The sequence below is a fragment of the Acinetobacter sp. FB genome, from assembly GCF_056033405.1.
Genome location: NZ_CM148502.1, coordinates 1,857,417 through 1,876,678, shown reverse-complemented (window position 1 = coordinate 1,876,678; position 19,262 = coordinate 1,857,417). Strand labels below are relative to the sequence as shown.

Below are 19,262 nucleotides of genomic sequence, written 5' to 3'. Positions count from 1 at the left end.
CTTATACAGCAACTTTTAATGTACGTTGTTCAATACGTTTCTCTGGATTAGCATTCAAAACGACTGCATTCACATAGATACCTGCTAAGTGAATATCATCTGGATCGATTTCGCCCAGCTCAACGATTTGCTCGACCTCAACGATGGTATAGCGACCCGCCATTGCACATTCAGGATTAAAATTACGCGCAGTTTTTCTGAAAACTAAATTTCCTGCTTTATCTGCTTTATAAGCTTTGATTAAAGCAACATCAGCGGTTAATGAGGATTCGAGTAAATAAGACTTACCTTTAAACTCTCGAACCTCTTTACCTTCAGCGATGCTTGTTCCGACACCAGTCGCTGTATAGAATGCAGGAATACCTGCACCTCCAGCACGAAGTTTTTCGGCGAGTGTCCCTTGGGGTGTTAGTTCAACTTCTAATTCGCCGTTTAAAAATTGACGTTCGAATTCTTTATTTTCACCGACATAAGATGAAATCATTTTTTTAATCTGTTTGGTTTGTAGCAATAAACCAAGCCCATAGTCATCTACGCCAGCGTTATTGCTAATACAGGTAAGTTGTTTTACACCACTTTGTTTTAAAGCTTGAATCAACGCTTCTGGGATACCACATAATCCAAAACCACCAACAGCAATGGTTTGACCATCTTTGACGATACCTTGAAGTGCTGTTTCGGCATTTACAGAGACTTTGTTGACCATGTCTATGCTCCTAATTCTTCTTCATGCAAGAAATGTGTGTGTTGAGGTGCTCGTTTGGTACGGCTCCATTCATCTAACATTTCAAGTTTCATCTCTTCAGTGATACGAGCAATTTTGGCATCAGCATGACTATCGTTATAAGTGAGCTCTAGGCGATGTCCATTAGGATCAAAGAAATAAATAGAATGGAAAATACCGTGATTAGTTACACCTAAGACTTTTACACCGTGTTGCTCTAAATGTGCTTTTGCTTCTAATAGCGCTGCTTGATTTTCAACTTCGAAGGCAATATGTTGTACCCATTGAGGTGTATTTTCATCACGTCCCATTTCAGGCTGTGTTGGAAGTTCAAAAAAAGCCAATACATTTCCTTGCCCTGCATCCAAGAACAAATGCATATAGGGGTCAAAAGCTTTAGTTGAGGGAACATGGTCTTCAGCAAATGCTAGGATAAAATCCATATTCAGCATTTTTTTATACCATTCCACTGTTTCTTTGGCATCTTTACAGCGATAGGCAACGTGGTGAATTTTTTTAATTGCAAAACTCATATCAAACTCCTTTTCATTATTCCCAATCTGGTTGTTGTTCTGGTGAGGCATGTAGAAATGCTGGGAGAGTTAGACAATGCAGATAAATACTTTCAATTTTTGGAAAAGCACTTAAATCAATTTTGAAACGTTTCGCGTTATAGACTTGGGGGATTAAACAACAGTCTGCAAACGTTGGTTCAGTTCCAAAACAGACTTGTCCATTTGAGTGCTGAAGTTGATGCTCTAGACTTTTAAAGCCTTCGATTACCCAATGTGTGTACCAATCATTTTTTTGCTGATCAGTGATAGCAAGTTCATGATTGAGATATTTCAATACCCTTAAATTATTTAAAGGATGAATATCACAAGCAATTGCTTGTGAAAAAGCACGAACTTTGGCACGCTCAACAAGACTTTTAGGTAATAGGGCTTTGGTTGGATATTGTTCTTCCAAATACTCTAAAATACTCATTGATTGTAAGAAAACGTGATTTTCATCAATGAGCGTGGGCACCAATTGACTAGGATTTAAATTTTTATAGCGATCCATTTGTTGTTCATTTTTAACTAAATGAATACTTTCCGTTTCGTAGCTAAGTTCTTTTAGGTTAAGTGCAATACGGATACGATAGGCAGCAGAGCTACGAAAATAACTATACAGTTTCATACTGATCAACCTCTTTTTTATCGAAGTTAAATGTATGCGCTGCAAGAATGGTATTTTCGACTTGACCGAATCCGATACGAATACCATCTTTTTCACAATAACCTTTCATGATGACGCGATCTCCATCTTCTAAGAAACCGCGTTTTTCCCCATTAGATAGGGTAATAGGTTTGGTCGTATTCCAAGTTAATTCTAACAAACTTCCATAAGAGTCATTTTTTGAACCAGAAATCGTACCCGAGCCCATGAGATCACCAACTTGGACATTACAGCCCGCAATGGTGTGATGAGTGAGTTGTTGTGCCATCGACCAATACATATATTTAAAGTTCGTTTGGCAAATGACATCCGTTGATTGTGATTGGGGGCTTTGCACCTCAACGCTAAGATGAATGTCATAGCTATTAGCAATATTTTCTTGTAAATAATCCAGTGGTTTTGGATCTTGCTCTGGACCTTTTACTTTAAATGGTTCAAGAGCTTCCATGGTAACAACCCACGGAGAAATGGCGCTTGCAAAGGTTTTTGCATTAAATGGTCCTAAAGGAACATATTCCCATTGTTGAATATCGCGTGCAGACCAATCGTTCAATAGCACCATACCAAAAATATGATCCCATGCATTATCGATAGAAATAGGCTGTCCTAGTTCAGTCGATTTACCAACTACGAACGCAGTTTCTAACTCAAAGTCTAGTTTACGGGTAGCAGAGAAAATAGGACGGTCAACATTTGGTAGTTTGATCTGACCAGATGGGCGAACGATATTTGTGCCACTGACCACGACTGAACTTGCACGACCATTGTAGCCAACTGGAAGTTCACTCCAGTTCGGAAGTAAAGCATTTTTAGGATCTCTAAACATCGTACCAACGTTAGTGGCATGTTCTTTTGATGAGTAGAAATCGGTATAGCCAGGAATATGAATTGGTAAATGTAGAGTAATGCTATCTCTTTTCAATAAAGCTTGAGAAATCAAATCATGATTATCGCGAAGTATTGGATTATCAATTGAAAGTAAACTTTGCAGCATTTTGCGCACGTTTTTCCAATTATGTTTACCTGACTCAATAAATTTATTGAGTGTAGGTTGATTAAAACAATTTATATTTCCATCAATATTTAATAAGCCTTCCGACTCTAATAAGGCTAGGTCAAGTACCCATTCACCAATTGCGACACCAACGCGCTTATGACCAGTAGGCACTTCACTGAAAATACCATAAGGTAAATTATGTATTGTGAAATCTGAATGGGGATCTATTTCAAGAAAAGATGTTAAAAGTTGCGTCATAATTTGCTTTCCTTGTCTCAAATTTTGTCAAAAACTATTTGGATTGTTTATCTTTCTGAGCCTAATAATATGAAATTTAATAAAATATTTTCACTTCATATCGCTTATTTACTTCGATTAAGCAAGAAAGGTGGTGTCTTATTTATTCTATAATACGCAATTAAATTAATTACGCAATACATAATTTAATTACATAATTCATAATTATTGTTATTTATTGAAATTTCTGCTTATATGCGCAGTTACGAGAAAAGTAACTTAATTATTTTTCAATCAATACTAGGCATTTCTGATTAATTTATGATATACGTAATTTTGAATAATAAAATTACGCGACAAGGATGAGAATAATCATATGTCAAACCAACAGCAAGGAAACCTGAAACACGGTTTAAGCAATCGGCATATCCAACTTATTGCACTAGGTGGTGCAATTGGTACTGGATTGTTTCTCGGTATTTCTCAATCAATCAAGCTTGCAGGACCATCAGTCATCCTGGGGTATGCAATCGCTGGGTTTATCGCTTTTCTAATGATGCGACAGTTAGGTGAAATGGTTGTACAAGAGCCTGTGAGTGGTTCTTTCAGTCACTTTGCTTATAAGTACTGGGGTCCATTCGCTGGCTTTATGTCAGGTTGGAACTATTGGGTACTAAATATTTTAGTTTGTATGGCGGAGCTGAGTGCAATTGGTCTATATATCCAATATTGGTGGCCTGAAATTCCGACATGGGCTTCAGCATTAGCCTTTTTCCTATTAATCAACGGTATCAATTTATTGCATGTAAAATTGTTTGGTGAAATGGAGTTTTGGTTCTCAATCATCAAAATTTTGGCGATTTTAGCAATGATTGCTTTTGGTTCTTATTTACTTGCTACTGGCACTGCTGGCCCGCAAGCTAGTATCAGTAACCTTTGGGCATTAGGTGGTTTCTTTCCATATGGCATAAAAGGTTTAGTTATGGCTATGGCTGTAATTATCTTCGCATTCGGTGGAATTGAATTATTTGGAATTACGGCTGCGGAAGCGCGTGATCCAGATGAAACCTTACCTAAAGCGGTTAACCAAATTATTTATCGTATTTTAATTTTCTATATTGCGACACTTTTTATCTTATTTGCTTTGTTTCCTTGGAATCAAATGGCAAATGGTGGTAGTCCATTTGTGATGGTGTTTGCATCACTAGACAGCCAAGGTGTTGCGACCATGTTGAACTTTGTAATTTTAACGGCGGCAGTTTCAGTTTATAACGGAACAAGCTATTGTAGCAGCCGTATGTTATTGGGCTTGGCGCAACAGGGTAATGCACCTCAGTTCCTGAAGAAAATTAATAAAAATGGTATTCCTACAAATGCTGTTCTGATTTCTGCATTTGTAACAGTATTGTGTGTTTTACTAAATTATGCTTTCCCAGAAAAAGCTTTCGGCTTGTTGATGATGCTCGTTGTTGCAGCGATTGTGATTAACTGGGTTGTTATTTCTTGGACACATCTAAAGTTTCGTAAGACTATGCAAGCACAAGGGGTAACAAGTAAGTTCCCAAGTATCGCTTACCCATTCAGCAATTATCTATGTATCATTTTTATGCTTGGCATTTTGGTGGTGATGTCTTTAACGCCAGATATGCGTATTGCCGTCATGATGATTCCAGCATGGATTCTTTGCCTAATGTTTGCGTATTTTCTTAAACAGCGAAAGTTAAGAAATGCTCAACCAAGTGTGGTTCTTCATACAGACATATAACGGCTAAACTAAATCTAAATTAATAAAGGGGCTGAATATTTCAGCCCTTTTATTATTGTTGAATGAAAAATGAAAGTAACTGAGGTGGATATTCATCATAAATAAAAGGACGAATTAAATATCTAAATCCGCTAAAATTTATGTTTATCGCAAGGCAATACATCTTGTTGTGAATGATAGTTGTTGATCCATGTAAAAGGCGCGTGAATTGTTTCAAACTTTAAGCATCCAAACCCGATTAGGTGGTTTCTACCTGTTCTACTATTCCATAGTGGGCACATTCATGCCTTATTGGAACCTGTATCTACAAGATCAAGGTTTCAATTATCAAGAAATTGGTATTTTGTCTTCAATTGCGATTATTACTCGTTTTTTTGCACCGCTGATTTGGGGCTGGATTGCTGATAAGTCAGGCAAACGAATGTTGCTTGTGCGTATTGCAACATGGATGGAAGCCTGTATCTGGTTTGCGATTTTTGTTATTCCAAATAGCTTTCAATCTGTTGCACTACTCATGCTAATCTTTAGTTTCTTTCAAAATGCAATTCTGGCGCAATTTGAAGGCGTTACTTTATTCTGGTTGGGGGATAAACGCGCTGAGCTTTATGGAAAAGTTAGAAAATGGGGATCTGTTGGTTTCATATTGGGTGTATTCATTATCGGAGCCTTATTAGAAATTATTCAAATTTCAATGTTACCCATTTTACTTCTAGCGGTTTCTTTTTTAGCTTTTTTGTGGTCATTTACTATTAAAGAACCTGAACATGCGCCTAGCTCGCAAAAAAAACTAGAATCTATATTACCTATTTTAAAACGACCTACTGTGGCTGCATTTTTTGCAATTGAATTTGTCTTATTATTTTCACAAGCGCCATTTTATAGTTTTTATAGTAATTTTTTAAAAGAGATAGGATTTAGCACGACACAAATTGGAACGCTGTGGGCAACAGGCGTAATTGCAGAGATTATGATGTTTGCCATAGCGCAAAAAGTTTTCTTTACTCGTTTCTCTTGGCGGACACTAGTTGCAGTATGCTTGATTCTGACCAGTTTACGCTGGTTTTTGGTTAGTATATTAAACACACATTTTTGGGGTCAGTTATTTGCTCAATGTTTACATGCCTTTAGTTTTGGATTATTTCACTTAATTGCAATGAAAGTGATTTTTCAAAATTTTTCAGCTGAGCAACAAGGGCGGGGACAAGCACTTTACAGCACAATGTGGGGGTTAGGGGTCGCATCTGGAAGTCTATTAGCTGGGCATTATTGGCAAGTATTTTCAGGCGCAACAATTTTCTTATATGCAAGTGGTATCGTACTCGTCGGTTTGTTTTTAGTATTTTGGCTGCCGAATCAATTGGAAACGGCAGCTAAAACTTAGATTAGAGTTGAATACTCTGATATTGAGACATCCATGGTTGTGTCTGTTCTAATTGTGCTGCAAGTTGCAATAAACGATCTTCACGTCCAAAAGGTGCAATGAACTGGCTACCTAAAGGTAAGCCATTTTTGTTCCAATATAATGGGACTGACATGGCAGGTAGACCTGTAACATTTGCTAACTGCGTAAAAGGTACCCAACTTAAATTATCCTGTACCATTTTTTCAACTAATTTACCTTGTGCAAGATAGTGCGCTTTTCCTACTTTTAACAGTCCTTTCAAGATTGGTTTTTGCCAATTAGGTGTCGCAACTTCCCCATTTTTTGGTGCGACTGATGCTGTTGTTGGGGTTAAATAAAGGTCATATTTTTCAAAGAAAATGTTCATTTGAGTGCTATAAAGCCCCCAATTATTAAGCGTATGAATATATTCTGTTGCGGTTGTCTTGGCCCCAAAAGCAGCGAGGGCAATAGAATCTAGTTCGAAATCATGATCAGTTGCACCTGCCATTTGTTTAATTTGTGCCTGCATATATGAGAACTGACTAAACCAAGTCGTTACAAAGTCTTTTCCTAATGCCAAACCATCTATTTTTGGGCGATCTTCTACAACAATATGCCCTAAAGACTCCAGTAACTTAGCGGTTTGTTGAACAGCTTGAATCGCGTCTTTAGAAACTTTTGTTCCAATCGGTGATTGAGTATTAAAAGCAACTTTGAGTTTTCTTGGAGCCTGTTGAATGATATCTAAATATTTCTTTTCAGGTGCTTCTATTCTAAAAAGTGAAGTTTGTTCTGGACCTTGAACTGCATCGAGCATGGCAGCACTATCGCGAACTGTTTTGCAGAGAACATGTTGCATGGCAGCACCATGCATTGCTTCACTGTATTGTGGACCCCAAGGTGTACGACCACGACTCGGCTTTAATCCAAATAAACCACAATAAGAAGCGGGGATACGAATTGATCCGCCACCGTCACCTGCGCCTGCAACTGGGACGATTCCACCTGCAACTGCAGAGCCTGATCCACCAGAAGAACCACCACTATTGTGTTTTAAATTCCACGGATTGTGGCAAGCCCCCCAAGCATCGGGTTCAGTAATTCCTTTGATACCAAATTCAGGCGTGTTCGTCCGACCAAAAGTGATAATCCCTGTTTGTTCCCAGCGGTTTACGATTTCAGCATTAAAATCAGGTGTATAATTAATTTTTTTTAGCGCTTGGCTACCATAAGACGTTGGAATGCCTTGATATTCTTGAAATAGATCTTTGACTAGAAATGGAACACCTGCAAATAATCCAGAGAATTCTTGCTGTGCGCGCTGCTTCGCTTGTTCATACATTGGAATAATAATGGCATTTAGCTTTGGATTGACTTGATCTGTTCGTTCTAATGCAATTTTTAATAATTCTGAAGGATGAACTTGTTTGCTTTTGACCAGTTCTGCTAATCCTAAACCATCATATTGCACGTATTCAGAAAATTTCATGGCTTTTATCCTTAAAGCTAAATCTTTATAATGTAAATAAAATAACTGTAAATCTAGAACTAGCATACCTGAAAAAATGCCATAACAATCAAATAAAGTTCAAGCTAAAAATATTGTGTTTATATGGTTATGAATGCATGTTTTTCTCAAAAAATATGCTAATTTAAAGCCTTGCACCGTTTAGATTACGACTTAATTAAATCTATGAAAAATATTTATATTATTGGATTATTATGGGCTTGCTCAACATGGACTATGGCAGACACGGTCGTAAATGAAAAAGCAGTAACAGCACAACAATTGGCTAAAGCAAATGCGATTCGGGTGATAACTCGTCCTGAAATCATGGGGCTATGGGGAATGGAAATTCCTAATAATAAGAAGTGTGTCGAATACTATAATTTTCGTGGAATGAATGAAGTCGTGATTAAGAGTAACCAAGAGTGGTCTTATGGTTTATATGATTATCAACCTTCAGAAGATCATAAAGAACGTTTACCAGCATTAGTTCTACAGATTAAGTATGACAATAATCAGATGGATTGCTCTGGTCAAACACTAGACCAAACTGGTGAGGTTTCGCAATATTTTGTGAAATGGGAAAATGATCACACCATTAATTTTTGCGCCAATGAAAAAGGCGAAAAATGTTTTGCAACATTACGCCGTGTCCTGCCTTAGAAAGATTGAATAACAAAAAAGCCTCTTAACTTAGAGGCTTTTTTATTTATGCTTTTTCAGCTTTCGGTTCAAGCTGTTTTAGCAAATGTTTTTCTAGATAATGAATATCCATAGCTTGTTCACAGAAGTTTTTGTCCTGCAAGATAAGATCTTTGTGCAATGGAATGTTGGTTTTGATTCCAGTCAAAATCATTTCATCTAAAGCTTGACGCATACGAGCTAAAGATGTTTTACGATCTTTACCATGAGCAATCAGTTTTGCAATCATCGAATCATAATACGGCGGAATACTATAGCCTTGATAAATATGAGAATCTAAACGTATACCTGCGCCGCCGGGTGCATAGAAGTTTTCTATTTTACCAGGAGAAGGTAAGAAGGTCGTCGGATCCTCAGCATTGATACGGCATTCAATCGCATGGCCTTTTACTTCGACTTCATGCTGTTCAATATTTAAACCTAAACCAGCCGCAATCCGCAGTTGTTGTTCAATAATATCAATGCCAGTTACCATTTCAGTTACAGGATGCTCAACTTGAACGCGAGTATTCATTTCGATGAAGAAGAATTCTCCTTCTTCAAATAAAAACTCAAAAGTTCCAGCACCACGGTATTGCATCAATTTACAAGCATTGACACATGCTTCTAAAATATCAGCACGTGCTTGATCTGGTAGATTTGGAGCAGGTGCTTCTTCTAAAACCTTTTGATGGCGACGTTGTAAAGAACAGTCACGGTCATATAGGTGGATTGCATGTCCGTTACCATCACCTAGCACTTGGACTTCTACATGGCGAGGTTTCTGTAAGAAGCGCTCCATGTATACAGTATCATCACCAAACCACATCTCAGCATCACGTTGTGCAGCTTGAACTGATTCAAGCAATGTATCGACACGTTCAACAATACGCATACCACGACCACCGCCGCCTGATGCTGCTTTGACGATCAACGGGAAGCCAATTTCTTTTGCTTCAGCAAGTGCATTGTTAATCGTTACAGCATGGTCACATCCAGGCACGGTAGGTACGCCAGCCTTTTTCATGGCAATAATCGCGGATACCTTGTTACCCATAAGACGAATGTGTTCAGGGCGAGGACCAATAAAAATAAAACCTGAGCTTTCTACAATTTCAGCAAATTCAGCATTTTCAGACAAAAAGCCATATCCGGGATGGATTGCATCCGCACCTGTAATTTCTGCAGCAGTAATAATTGCAGGAATATTTAAATAACTTTCACTTGTGGTACCCGGCCCAATACAAACAGCTTCATCAACGAAGCGTAAATGCATTAAGTCTTTGTCAGCATCAGAATAAATACCAACTGTTTTAATGCCAAGCGTTTTACAAGCTCGCGTAATTCGTAAAGCGATTTCACCGCGATTTGCAATTAATACTTTTTGCAACATTAGAATCCCCAAATTAATTAGGCGCGGTAACGGAAAAGTGGTTGACCAAATTGGATCACTTCACCATTTTTTACCAAGATTTCTTCAATCACGCCGCTTTTAGTTGCCTCAATTGGGTTCATGATTTTCATCGCTTCGATGATACCAAGTGTTTCACCTGCAGAAACTGTTTGACCTACATTTACGAATGGGCCTTCGCCTGGGCTTGGCGCAGAATAGAACACACCAACCATCGGTGACGTTTCTACAGCGCCACGAGGTGTTTTTGCTGCTGGAGCCGCAGGAGCAGAAGCACTAGGTGCTGCTGCCAAAGGTGCCGCTGCGTAAACTGGAGTAGGGCGAGTTAATGAGATGGATTGATCACCTTCCTTAACTTCAATCGCTTGTAAGTCAGATTCAATCATCAAATCGATGAGTTTCTTGATTTTACGGATATCCATGAGTGAGCATTCCTGAAATGTATGAATTAGTTAGAAGATTGAATTTTTTCGATTGCAAAATCGAGAGCAAAGGAGTAACCCTTCGCACCTAAGCCACAAATAACACCAATGGCTTTGTCTGATAAATATGAGTGATGACGGAATGATTCACGGGCGTGAACATTTGACAAATGAACCTCAATAAATGGAATCGCAACGCCAAGAAGGGCATCGCGTAGAGCAACTGATGTATGAGTCAAAGCTGCAGGATTAATAATGATAAATTTAACCCCTTCAGTTTGTGCTTGATGAATGCGATCGACAATCGCACCTTCCCAGTTGCTTTGAAATGTATCTAGTGTAAATGATGCTTGTTGAGCTTGAGTGGTGAGTTGCTGGTTAATATCATCTAAGGTGAGATAACCATAAACCTCTGGTTCGCGTTTTCCTAGCAAGTTCAAATTCGGTCCGTGAATTACCAAAATGGTTGAGCTCATTCAGCCTGCTCCAGTTCTAAATCTGCAAATGTTTTTTGCAAGATGTCTGCAAAGTTTGCTTATTATGGCACAAAATTCTGCATTTTTTCTTATAATTTCTTTTAATGGATGAAGAAAGTTGCGTACCAAGCATGGTGCATATAATGAAAACTTTGCAAGGAAATGGCAATGTTAAAATATGACAAATTTCAGGCTTATTTATTTTTCACTATTTTAAACTGAATTACCTTATTTCGTTCATGTAATTTGTGTAACTCGAAAGTCATGTAATTCATTGATTTGCTTTTTTGAAACTTATATTGAGTTCCCATTAGCTCATGTGTTTATGTCAAGCCATGAATATTTTTTTATTCTAAGTTTATGAAAAATATGTGTTTTTATTCTAATAGATTTTTTAAAATTAGTATAAATATACTTCTAAAGAAAGCAGTGGATGAAGCGTAATGCTGCTGATTCATAAAAAATATGCCAGTTTAGATTGATAATAAGCATTAGCTTCAATTTGACATTGGATTCAAGCTCGTGGGGAGGGGTTGATTAAATCGACGAAAGTGGCTTATTGGCAAAAAAGATGAATTGTGAAGTTTTGTATGGCTGCTAATGACATGAAAATGTCCGAAAAAGATAAATTGAATATAGATAGTATAGCTATTACATAAGAGATAGCTCTCGATTGGCAGAATCTCTTATGGGTCTTTTCAAAGCTGTCTTTTCACAAGACAGCTTTTTTTTATCACGAGTTCTCTTATTTTGATGCTGCTAAATAAGTATCTAATAGTAGAAAACTTTGTGCTTTATTTTTGTAATCTATAGAACCTACAGGCAAATTGTTCCATTTTTGCATTTGCTGAAACAACCATTCAAAATCTGTACTTTTAGGTATAGCGCTACTTTTAACGAAGTTCCGAATTATATCTTGGATTGTATAGTATTTTTCGACATGAATGCTTGGCGAACATTCAAATTGGATGACATCAAAATCAATTAAAAGTTGCCAAACAGGTTCAAAATCTTCTAACACACGTAACTCTTGTTGAGCTTGCAAGATTGCGCGAGTTAAGGCAATTAGTGTATTTGGATGCTGTTGAGCCCACTCTTGCGTTACAGCTAGAACTTTATCTGCAACATTTGGAATGATGTCTTGGCTCGAGCCGACAATTTGCCCTAATCCTGCCAATTCTGCCTGAGTATTCCATGGCTCGCCAACACAAAAACCATCAATTAAATGGTTATTTAACGCTTCTACCATATATGGAGGTGGTAAGGTTTTGACTTGTATTGAATGTGCCAGTTCAGAATCTGCTAATGCTAACCATTCTCTTAAGCAATAATGATGGATGGAATGCTGGAAAACATGTCCTAAAGAGACCACATGATTTTTTTTCATGTGTTCTACTAATTTTTTAGCTGATAGCTCTACAGCTTCATATTTCTTTATATCTAACTGATAACAAAGTTTTTGACTTAAACTTATAAAAGCTCGATTTTCACTGAGAACGAGCGGCGTTTGTAATGGAATACCAATTTGATCAGCACCTATTGCGGCTGCAGGTAACATAGCAGACAAACAATGTGCAGCATCTAAAAGACCAAAAGCCAATCGATCACGTAGGCTTGCCCAAGAAGCTTCTTTGGTTAAAGTAACGTTTAGACCTACTGCTTCAAACAAACCACGCTGTTTTGCCCATAATAAGGCAATACAATCGAGCAAAGGGATGTAGCCAAGTTGCAATTCACTTTTTTCTAAACTGCTCATTTATTCATCCTTTAATTGGTTGTTCAAAAGCTGTTGTGCATCGAGCAAGCGTCGTGACATTTCACCAATGGTCATACGATGGCTCATGGCATTTTTTCTAAGGAGTTGGAATGCTTTGTCTTCGGTTAATCCGTGTAATTGCATCAGTAGGACTTTAGCTTTCTCAACATCTTTACGATCTGCTAGTTTGGTCTTTGCATCTTTGAGATCACCTTCCAACTTTTTATGTTTTTTATATTGTTGAATCGAAATATCTAAAATGGTGTGTAATCGGCTTGGATCGATACCATCAACGATATAGGCGGTAATCCCTGCATCAATCGCCTGTTTAATCATATCTCGGTCAGTGTTCTTGGTAAATAATACCGTTGGTAAGTCAAAATTGCTTACGCAACTCTCAATTACATCACGATGAGGGTGATCCATATCAAGCAAAATAACATCTGCTTGAAGATGTTCTAATTTAAAAACATTGAGGTGATCTAAAGTCAAACTAGCAACGACATCAAAGTCATGTTGAATTAAACATGTTTTAATGTATTCAGCTCGGGCCTGATCATCATCTATGAGTGCGATTTTGAGTTTCGGCATAAATATAAAGTCAAATTATAAGTCAATGCACATTTAGCATAATGCGCTTTAAGTATTTTTTTGAAGCAAAATTAATGCCATGAGGAATGATCTATTCAGTGCAGGCATTACTTTAGCCTCTATTTTGTGCGCTTTATTGTATCGTTGCAGCGAAGGGAAACAAATAAAAAATGGATGTGATCTTTATTAAAAATAATTAATGTTCATTGTTGGTGCATAAAAGGAATTATTTTGAAGCATCTTTAATTGTGCTTTAAAACAGTTCATTGATGTATTCGGGATTTATTCAATTATTTAAAAGATATTTAAAACGCTATTTATTTTATAAAAAATCATTATTAAACAATGGTTAGTATTATTTTTTTAATTTTTATTTTATTAATTGGCATAACACTTGCATTGTCTTTATGGAGTCAATGAAGACTTTTTAAAAATTGTAAGACGGCCAACGATGTCCGATCTGATCGGTTTGTTTACACAGCGGTATGTGTCAACAAAGCAGTATACGTTCAGTATAGGAGATGGCAATGTCTTTAGATTTATCGGCGAAAAAAGCCACATCAATTAAGTTATTTAACTTCTCAGCGCCAGCGATGCGAGCATTCCACATGAGTTGGCTTGCTTTCTTTGTTTGCTTCTTTGCTTGGTTTGCCTGCGCACCATTGATGCCTGTCATTGCAGGTGAGTTTCATTTAACCAAAGATCAAATCGCAAATATTAATATTGCCGCAGTTGCCATCACGATTCTGGTTCGATTGATTGTAGGGCCATTGTGCGACAAATACGGTCCACGTAAGACGTATACAACTTTGTTGTTATTAGGAAGTATTCCTGTATTTGGTGTTGCATCAGCAAATAGCTATGAATCGTTCCTTTTCTTTCGATTACTGATTGGCGCAATAGGTGCAAGTTTTGTAATTACTCAATATCACACTAGCATTATGTTTGCTCCTAACGTTGTAGGTACAGCAAATGCGACCTCAGCAGGTTGGGGAAATGCAGGAGGTGGAGCAACGCAAGCCCTTATGCCACTACTTCTATCTGCATTGGTGATGTTTGGTATAGAGCAAGCAATGGGATGGAGAATTGCACTGATTGTACCTGGTGTGATGATGGTGATTGTTGGTCTTCTTTATTGGAAATTCACACAAGATTGTCCGCAAGGTGATTTTAAAGAACTGCGTGCACAAGGTTTTGCTGCGGGGAGTGATAAAAAAGGCGGTATTGCAATTTTAATGCATGCAGCACGTAACTATCGTGTTTGGATTCTATTCTGCTCTTACGCTGCATGTTTTGGTATCGAAATCTTCATGCATAACATCATTGCGATGTACTACGTCGAACATTTCAATTTTGGTTTAAAAGAAGCAGGTATGACGGCAGGTGTTTTTGGATTATTAGCACTGTTCGCTCGTGCCTTTGGCGGTATCGTTTCAGATAAAATTGCAATCAAAAAAGGCTTAGATGGCCGAACAAGAATCCTATTCATCTTGATCTTGGGCGAAGGCTTATTCCTGATGCTGTTCTCTCATATGAACAGTGCAGTATTTGCGATTTTAAGTATGACGATATTCGCTCTCTTTACGCATATGGCGTGTGGTGCAACCTACGCATTGGTTCCTTTTATCGATCGAGAAGCACTTGGTGGTGTTGCAGGAATTATTGGTGCAGGTGGAAATGTAGGTGCAGTCGCAGCGGGATTCTTACTGAAAGGCATGGTTGATATCCAAACTTGCTTAATGGTTTTAGGTGGTTTAGTTGTCATCGCAGCAAGCTCAGTAATGCTCATCCGATTTTCAGTAGAGCATAAAGAAAAAGAACAACGCTTATTTGAACAAGCAATTTTAGAAAGCGGCTCAGAACAAAACAGCGCAGCTTAATCTCAGATTAGATTTTAGGAGAAACACAATGAAATTAGTGATGATTGGTCACGGTATGGTGGGTCATAAATTCATCGAAGCCATCTTAGAGAAAGCTGATGATGAATTAGAAATTACGATTCTTGCTGAAGAACCACGCATTGCATATGATCGTGTACATTTAACTGAATATTTTTCAGGAAAATCAGCAAAAGACTTATCACTTGCACGTTTTGATTTCGCAGATGCGCATGGTATTGACTTACGCTTGAATACCAAAGCAATTGCAATCGATGCTGTCGAAAAAACAGTGACAACAAGTTTTGGTGATGTGATTAGTTACGACAAACTTGTACTCGCAACAGGTTCTTATGCTTTTGTTCCACCAATTTCAGGCAATGATCGTGACAACTGTTTTGTTTATCGAACCATTGAAGATTTAGATGCGATTCGCGCTGCAAGCTTAAATTCAAAGTCGGGTGTGGTGATTGGTGGTGGTTTATTAGGTTTAGAGGCTGCAAAAGCTTTACGTGATTTAAACCTAGAAACGCACGTTGTTGAATTTGCACCACGCTTAATGGCGGTTCAAATTGATGACTTAGGTGGTAAAGTTTTACGCCGTAAAATCGAGAACCTTGGTGTAAAAGTTCATACTCAAAAAGCTACTTCATCTATTGAAGCGGGAGAAAGCGCAACGCATGTGATGAAGTTTGCGGATGGTAGCGAGCTTGAAACAGACATTATTCTATTCTCAGCAGGTATTCGCCCACGTGATGAGTTAGCACGTTCAAGCGGTTTAGCACTTGGGGAACGTGGTGGTATCAAGATCAATGATTACTGCCAAACCTCTGATGAAAATATTTACGCAATTGGTGAATGTGCGCTTTGGGACAATAAAATCTATGGTCTCGTTGCGCCGGGCTATGATATGGCGCGTATTGCAGCCAAGCATATCTTAGCTGAAGAAACACATTGTTTCGCTGGTGCTGATATGAGCACTAAGTTGAAATTGATGGGTGTAGATGTGGCATCGGTTGGTGATGCTCATGGCATGACACCGAATTCGCTTAGCTATTTCTATGCTGATGAAGATGCATTGGTTTATAAGAAAATCGTCGTAGATGCAGATAAAACCAAATTACTGGGCGCAGTACTTGTTGGTGATGCAAAAGAATATAACGATCTTTTACAAATGATGTTGAATGGTATCGCATTGCCAGAAACACCTGAAAGCTTAATCATGCCAGGATTTGCTGATTCTGGTGCGAAAGCGGGTGGTAGTGGTGTTGATTTACTTCCAGATAGCGCAACGATTTGTTCATGTAACAACGTGTCGAAAGCAGATATTTGCCAAGCGATTTGTGATGGTTCTACCTCTTTAGGTGCTTTAAAGAAATGTACCAAAGCCGCAACAGCATGTGGTGGTTGTGCGCCATTAGTTACTCAAGTTTTAAAGTCTGAGTTACAACGTCAAGGTGTAACGGTTAATAACCATGTATGCGAACACTTCCCATACTCACGTCAAGAGATTTATCACTTAGTCCGTGTAAATGAAATCAAAACGTTTGATGATTTGATCCAACAACATGGTCATGGTCTCGGTTGCGATATTTGTAAACCAATGACAGCAAACATTTTAGCATCGTGCTGGAATGACTTTGTATTGAAACCAACGCACGCTGGTCTACAAGACAGTAATGACTACTATTTAGGAAATATCCAAAAGGATGGTTCATACTCGGTTGTTCCGCGTATGGCAGGTGGTGAAGTTACTCCAGACGGTTTGATTGCTGTAGGTCAAATTGCTAAAAAATATAACCTGTATACCAAAATTACAGGTGGTCAACGTGTTGATTTATTTGGTGCTCAACTGCACGAGCTACCATTTATTTGGGAAGAGTTGAATGCAGCAGGCTTCGAGTCAGGGCATGCTTACGGTAAATCATTACGTACAGTGAAATCATGTGTGGGTAGCACTTGGTGCCGCTATGGTGTGGATGATTCTGTTGGTTTAGCAATTGAATTAGAAAACCGCTATAAAGGCTTACGCTCACCGCATAAACTAAAAATGGCTGTGTCAGGTTGTACGCGTGAGTGCGCTGAAGCACAAGGTAAAGATGTCGGTGTAATTGCGACAGAAAAAGGCTGGAACCTTTATGTATGTGGTAATGGTGGAATGAAGCCGCGCCATGCAGAGCTTTTAGCTTCTGATCTTGATACCGAAACTTTGATCCGTTATATCGACCGTTTCTTTATGTTCTATATCCAAACTGCGGATCGTTTACAACGTACGAGTGTATGGCGTGACAATATGGAAGGTGGTTTAGATTATCTCAAAGCTGTGATTGTGGATGATTCTCTGGGTCTTGCTGAAGAGCTGGAAAATCGTATGGCACACGTGATTGGAACGTATCAAGACGAATGGCGTACTGCAGTAGAGAATCCTGAGATTCGTAAACGCTTCCAAACTTACATTAATACAAGCGCTGAAGAGCAAGCTGATCCATATATTCAATTTACCGAAGTTCGTGATCAAATCCGTCCATTAAATGAAGCTGAACGTTCAGTTGATCGTATCCCGATGGTAGAAGCATAAGGAGAATCAAAATGACAAATTTAAAAGACATGAGTATGCTTCCAGAAAATCAATGGGTCGATGTGTGTAACCTTGATGACATCACACCAAATACTGGCGCAGGTGCACTTATTGCAGGACAATCAGTTGCTTTATTTCGCGTAGGAAATGAAAAACGTATTTATGCATTAAGCAATAAAGATCCATTCAGCCAAGCGAATGTTATGGCGCGCGGTATTATTGGTGATTTGCAAGGTGAACGCGTGGTTGCATCACCTATTTACAAACAACATTTTAGTTTGGCGACTGGACGCTGCTTAGAAGATAAAGATCAAAAACTATTGGTTTTCCCGACTAAAATTGAAAATGGTCGTGTCTGGGTCGGAGCCGTACCACAAAAAACTTATATTACCAATAATGGAATTTCACAAGAGAAGTTAAAGCTTGTTCTGATTGGTAATGGTTTGGCTGGGATGCGTTGCCTAGAAGATTTGCTTGATATGGCGCCAGATCGTTATGAAGTGACAGTCATTGGTGAAGAACCTTGGGGTAACTATAATCGTATCATGCTGTCACCAGTGCTTTCAGGTGAGAAAACGATCGAAGATATTATGTTGCATCCTCACGCTTGGTATAGCGATAAAGGGATTAAGTTTATTGCTGATGATCCTGCGATAAAAATTGATCGTACTCGCAAGACAGTCCATACAGAAAAAGGTGAAACTGTTGATTATGACCGTTTAATTATTGCCACAGGTTCTAAGCCATTTATTCCACCAGTACAAGGTGTTGACTTGAAAGGTGTGATTAGTTTCCGCGATATTTATGATGTGAATACCATGATTAAATATTGTGAAATTAAAAAAAATGCAGTCGTGATTGGCGGTGGTTTACTTGGCCTAGAAGCAGCGTATGGTCTGAAGCAACGTGGTATGAATGTAACAGTGCTTCATCTAATGGATCGTATCATGGAGCGTCAATTAGATGGTCGAGCAAGCCGTATGCTACGTCATAGCATTGAAGAGAAAGGCATCAAGATTATTACTGAAGCCAATACCGAAGCTTTAATTGGTAAAAATGGTCATGTCAGTCAGATCCGTTTAAAAGATGGTACTTTATTAGATGCTGATTTGGTGGTCTTTGCTGTAGGTATTCGTCCAAATATCACTTTGGCGCAAAGCGCTGGATTACGTTGTAATCGCGGTATTTTAGTGAATGACACCATGCAAACTTTCGATCCAAGTATATATGCTGTGGGTGAATGTATTGAACATCGTAACCAAACCTTTGGATTGGTGGAGCCACTTTGGGGGCAAGCATTTATTTGCGCAACCCATTTGGCTGAACACGGTAGCTTAACGTTCAAGTCTCCAACGGTACCAACTCAGCTTAAAGTTAGTGGTGTCGATGTCTTCTCAGCAGGTAATTTTGAGCCTAAAGAAGATTATGAAGACATCATTCTAAATGACGAAAAACGCCATATTTACAAGCGTATTATTATCCAAAAAGATAAAGTGATTGGCGCTGTTTTATTCGGTGATACCGAAGATGGTATGTGGTATGCCGAGTTAATTGCGGATCAAACACCTGTTTCGACATTTAGAAATAAATTGTTATTTGGTAAAGATTTTGCATTGAAAAAAGCAGGTTAATCTT

The 19,262-nt window shown here is 38.4% G+C and carries 16 protein-coding genes; 6 read left to right on the top strand and 10 right to left on the bottom strand.

Going from position 1 to position 19,262, the window contains the following annotated elements; all coding sequences use genetic code 11:
• Window position 1: 1 nt before the first annotated feature.
• Genes AC0JIQ_RS08780 through fahA form a run of 4 tightly spaced genes read right to left on the bottom strand, consistent with a single transcriptional unit; the run spans window position 2 to window position 3,200 of the window.
• Window positions 2–706, bottom strand: coding sequence for a CoA transferase subunit A (locus tag AC0JIQ_RS08780; RefSeq protein WP_474201394.1), 705 nt, complete (start codon window positions 704–706; stop codon window positions 2–4).
• A gap of 2 nt (window positions 707–708) precedes the next feature.
• Window positions 709–1,257, bottom strand: a complete 549-nt coding sequence (locus tag AC0JIQ_RS08775) for a VOC family protein (protein ID WP_474201393.1) — start codon at window positions 1,255–1,257, stop codon at window positions 709–711.
• Window positions 1,258–1,273: 16 nt separating this feature from the next.
• Window positions 1,274–1,906: a maleylacetoacetate isomerase gene (gene maiA / locus AC0JIQ_RS08770; RefSeq protein ID WP_474201392.1), complete on the bottom strand. Its 633-nt coding sequence runs from the start codon at window positions 1,904–1,906 to the stop codon at window positions 1,274–1,276.
• Window positions 1,893–3,200, bottom strand: a complete 1,308-nt coding sequence (gene fahA / locus AC0JIQ_RS08765) for a fumarylacetoacetase (RefSeq protein ID WP_474201391.1) — start codon at window positions 3,198–3,200, stop codon at window positions 1,893–1,895. The genes maiA and fahA overlap by 14 nt, the downstream gene beginning before the upstream one ends.
• A gap of 355 nt (window positions 3,201–3,555) precedes the next feature.
• Between fahA and AC0JIQ_RS08760 the strand changes: the two genes are divergently transcribed.
• Window positions 3,556–4,944 carry an amino acid permease gene (locus tag AC0JIQ_RS08760; RefSeq protein ID WP_474201390.1) on the top strand — a complete coding sequence of 463 codons (1,389 nt, stop codon included), beginning with the start codon at window positions 3,556–3,558 and terminating at the stop codon, window positions 4,942–4,944.
• Between the two features lie 208 nt (window positions 4,945–5,152).
• Window positions 5,153–6,325 carry an MFS transporter gene (locus tag AC0JIQ_RS08755; protein WP_474201389.1) on the top strand — a complete coding sequence of 391 codons (1,173 nt, stop codon included), beginning with the start codon at window positions 5,153–5,155 and terminating at the stop codon, window positions 6,323–6,325.
• Window position 6,326: 1 nt separating this feature from the next.
• Here the strand turns inward: AC0JIQ_RS08755 and AC0JIQ_RS08750 are convergent, their stop codons facing one another.
• A complete protein-coding gene (locus AC0JIQ_RS08750; RefSeq protein WP_474201388.1) occupies window positions 6,327–7,817 on the bottom strand; it encodes an amidase in 1,491 nt (496 codons plus the stop codon).
• Window positions 7,818–8,021: 204 nt separating this feature from the next.
• Here AC0JIQ_RS08750 and AC0JIQ_RS08745 point away from each other — a divergent pair, with 204 nt between their 5' ends.
• Window positions 8,022–8,498, top strand: a complete 477-nt coding sequence (locus AC0JIQ_RS08745) for a hypothetical protein (RefSeq protein ID WP_005160433.1) — start codon at window positions 8,022–8,024, stop codon at window positions 8,496–8,498.
• Window positions 8,499–8,544: 46 nt separating this feature from the next.
• Here AC0JIQ_RS08745 and accC read toward each other — a convergent pair whose 3' ends face one another.
• The 5 genes from accC to AC0JIQ_RS08720 form a co-directional block, all read right to left on the bottom strand.
• On the bottom strand, window positions 8,545–9,909 hold the full coding sequence (accC, locus tag AC0JIQ_RS08740) for an acetyl-CoA carboxylase biotin carboxylase subunit (RefSeq protein ID WP_474201387.1): 1,365 nt from the start codon (window positions 9,907–9,909) through the stop codon (window positions 8,545–8,547).
• A gap of 17 nt (window positions 9,910–9,926) precedes the next feature.
• Window positions 9,927–10,349, bottom strand: a complete 423-nt coding sequence (accB, locus tag AC0JIQ_RS08735; protein WP_005160413.1) for an acetyl-CoA carboxylase biotin carboxyl carrier protein — start codon at window positions 10,347–10,349, stop codon at window positions 9,927–9,929.
• Between the two features lie 26 nt (window positions 10,350–10,375).
• The gene (gene aroQ / locus AC0JIQ_RS08730; protein WP_005160410.1) at window positions 10,376–10,825 is read right to left on the bottom strand and encodes a type II 3-dehydroquinate dehydratase; all 450 of its coding nucleotides are present in this window, start codon (window positions 10,823–10,825) and stop codon (window positions 10,376–10,378) included.
• 745 nt (window positions 10,826–11,570) lie between these two features.
• The gene (locus tag AC0JIQ_RS08725) at window positions 11,571–12,581 is read right to left on the bottom strand and encodes an ABC transporter substrate-binding protein (RefSeq protein ID WP_474201386.1); all 1,011 of its coding nucleotides are present in this window, start codon (window positions 12,579–12,581) and stop codon (window positions 11,571–11,573) included.
• Entirely contained in the window at window positions 12,582–13,172 is a 591-nt protein-coding gene (locus AC0JIQ_RS08720; RefSeq protein ID WP_004661975.1) for an ANTAR domain-containing response regulator, read from the bottom strand.
• Window positions 13,173–13,693: 521 nt separating this feature from the next.
• On the opposite strand from AC0JIQ_RS08720, the gene AC0JIQ_RS08715 reads away from it, so the two are divergent.
• From AC0JIQ_RS08715 to nirD, 3 genes are read left to right on the top strand one after another with little or no spacing between them, the layout of a single operon-like run.
• The gene (locus tag AC0JIQ_RS08715) at window positions 13,694–15,052 is read left to right on the top strand and encodes an MFS transporter (RefSeq protein WP_474201385.1); all 1,359 of its coding nucleotides are present in this window, start codon (window positions 13,694–13,696) and stop codon (window positions 15,050–15,052) included.
• A gap of 28 nt (window positions 15,053–15,080) precedes the next feature.
• Window positions 15,081–17,627, top strand: coding sequence for a nitrite reductase large subunit NirB (nirB, locus tag AC0JIQ_RS08710; RefSeq protein WP_474201384.1), 2,547 nt, complete (start codon window positions 15,081–15,083; stop codon window positions 17,625–17,627).
• 11 nt (window positions 17,628–17,638) lie between these two features.
• Complete coding sequence (gene nirD / locus AC0JIQ_RS08705; protein WP_474201383.1) at window positions 17,639–19,258, top strand: nitrite reductase small subunit NirD; 1,620 nt, start codon at window positions 17,639–17,641, stop codon at window positions 19,256–19,258.
• Window positions 19,259–19,262 lie beyond the last annotated feature (4 nt).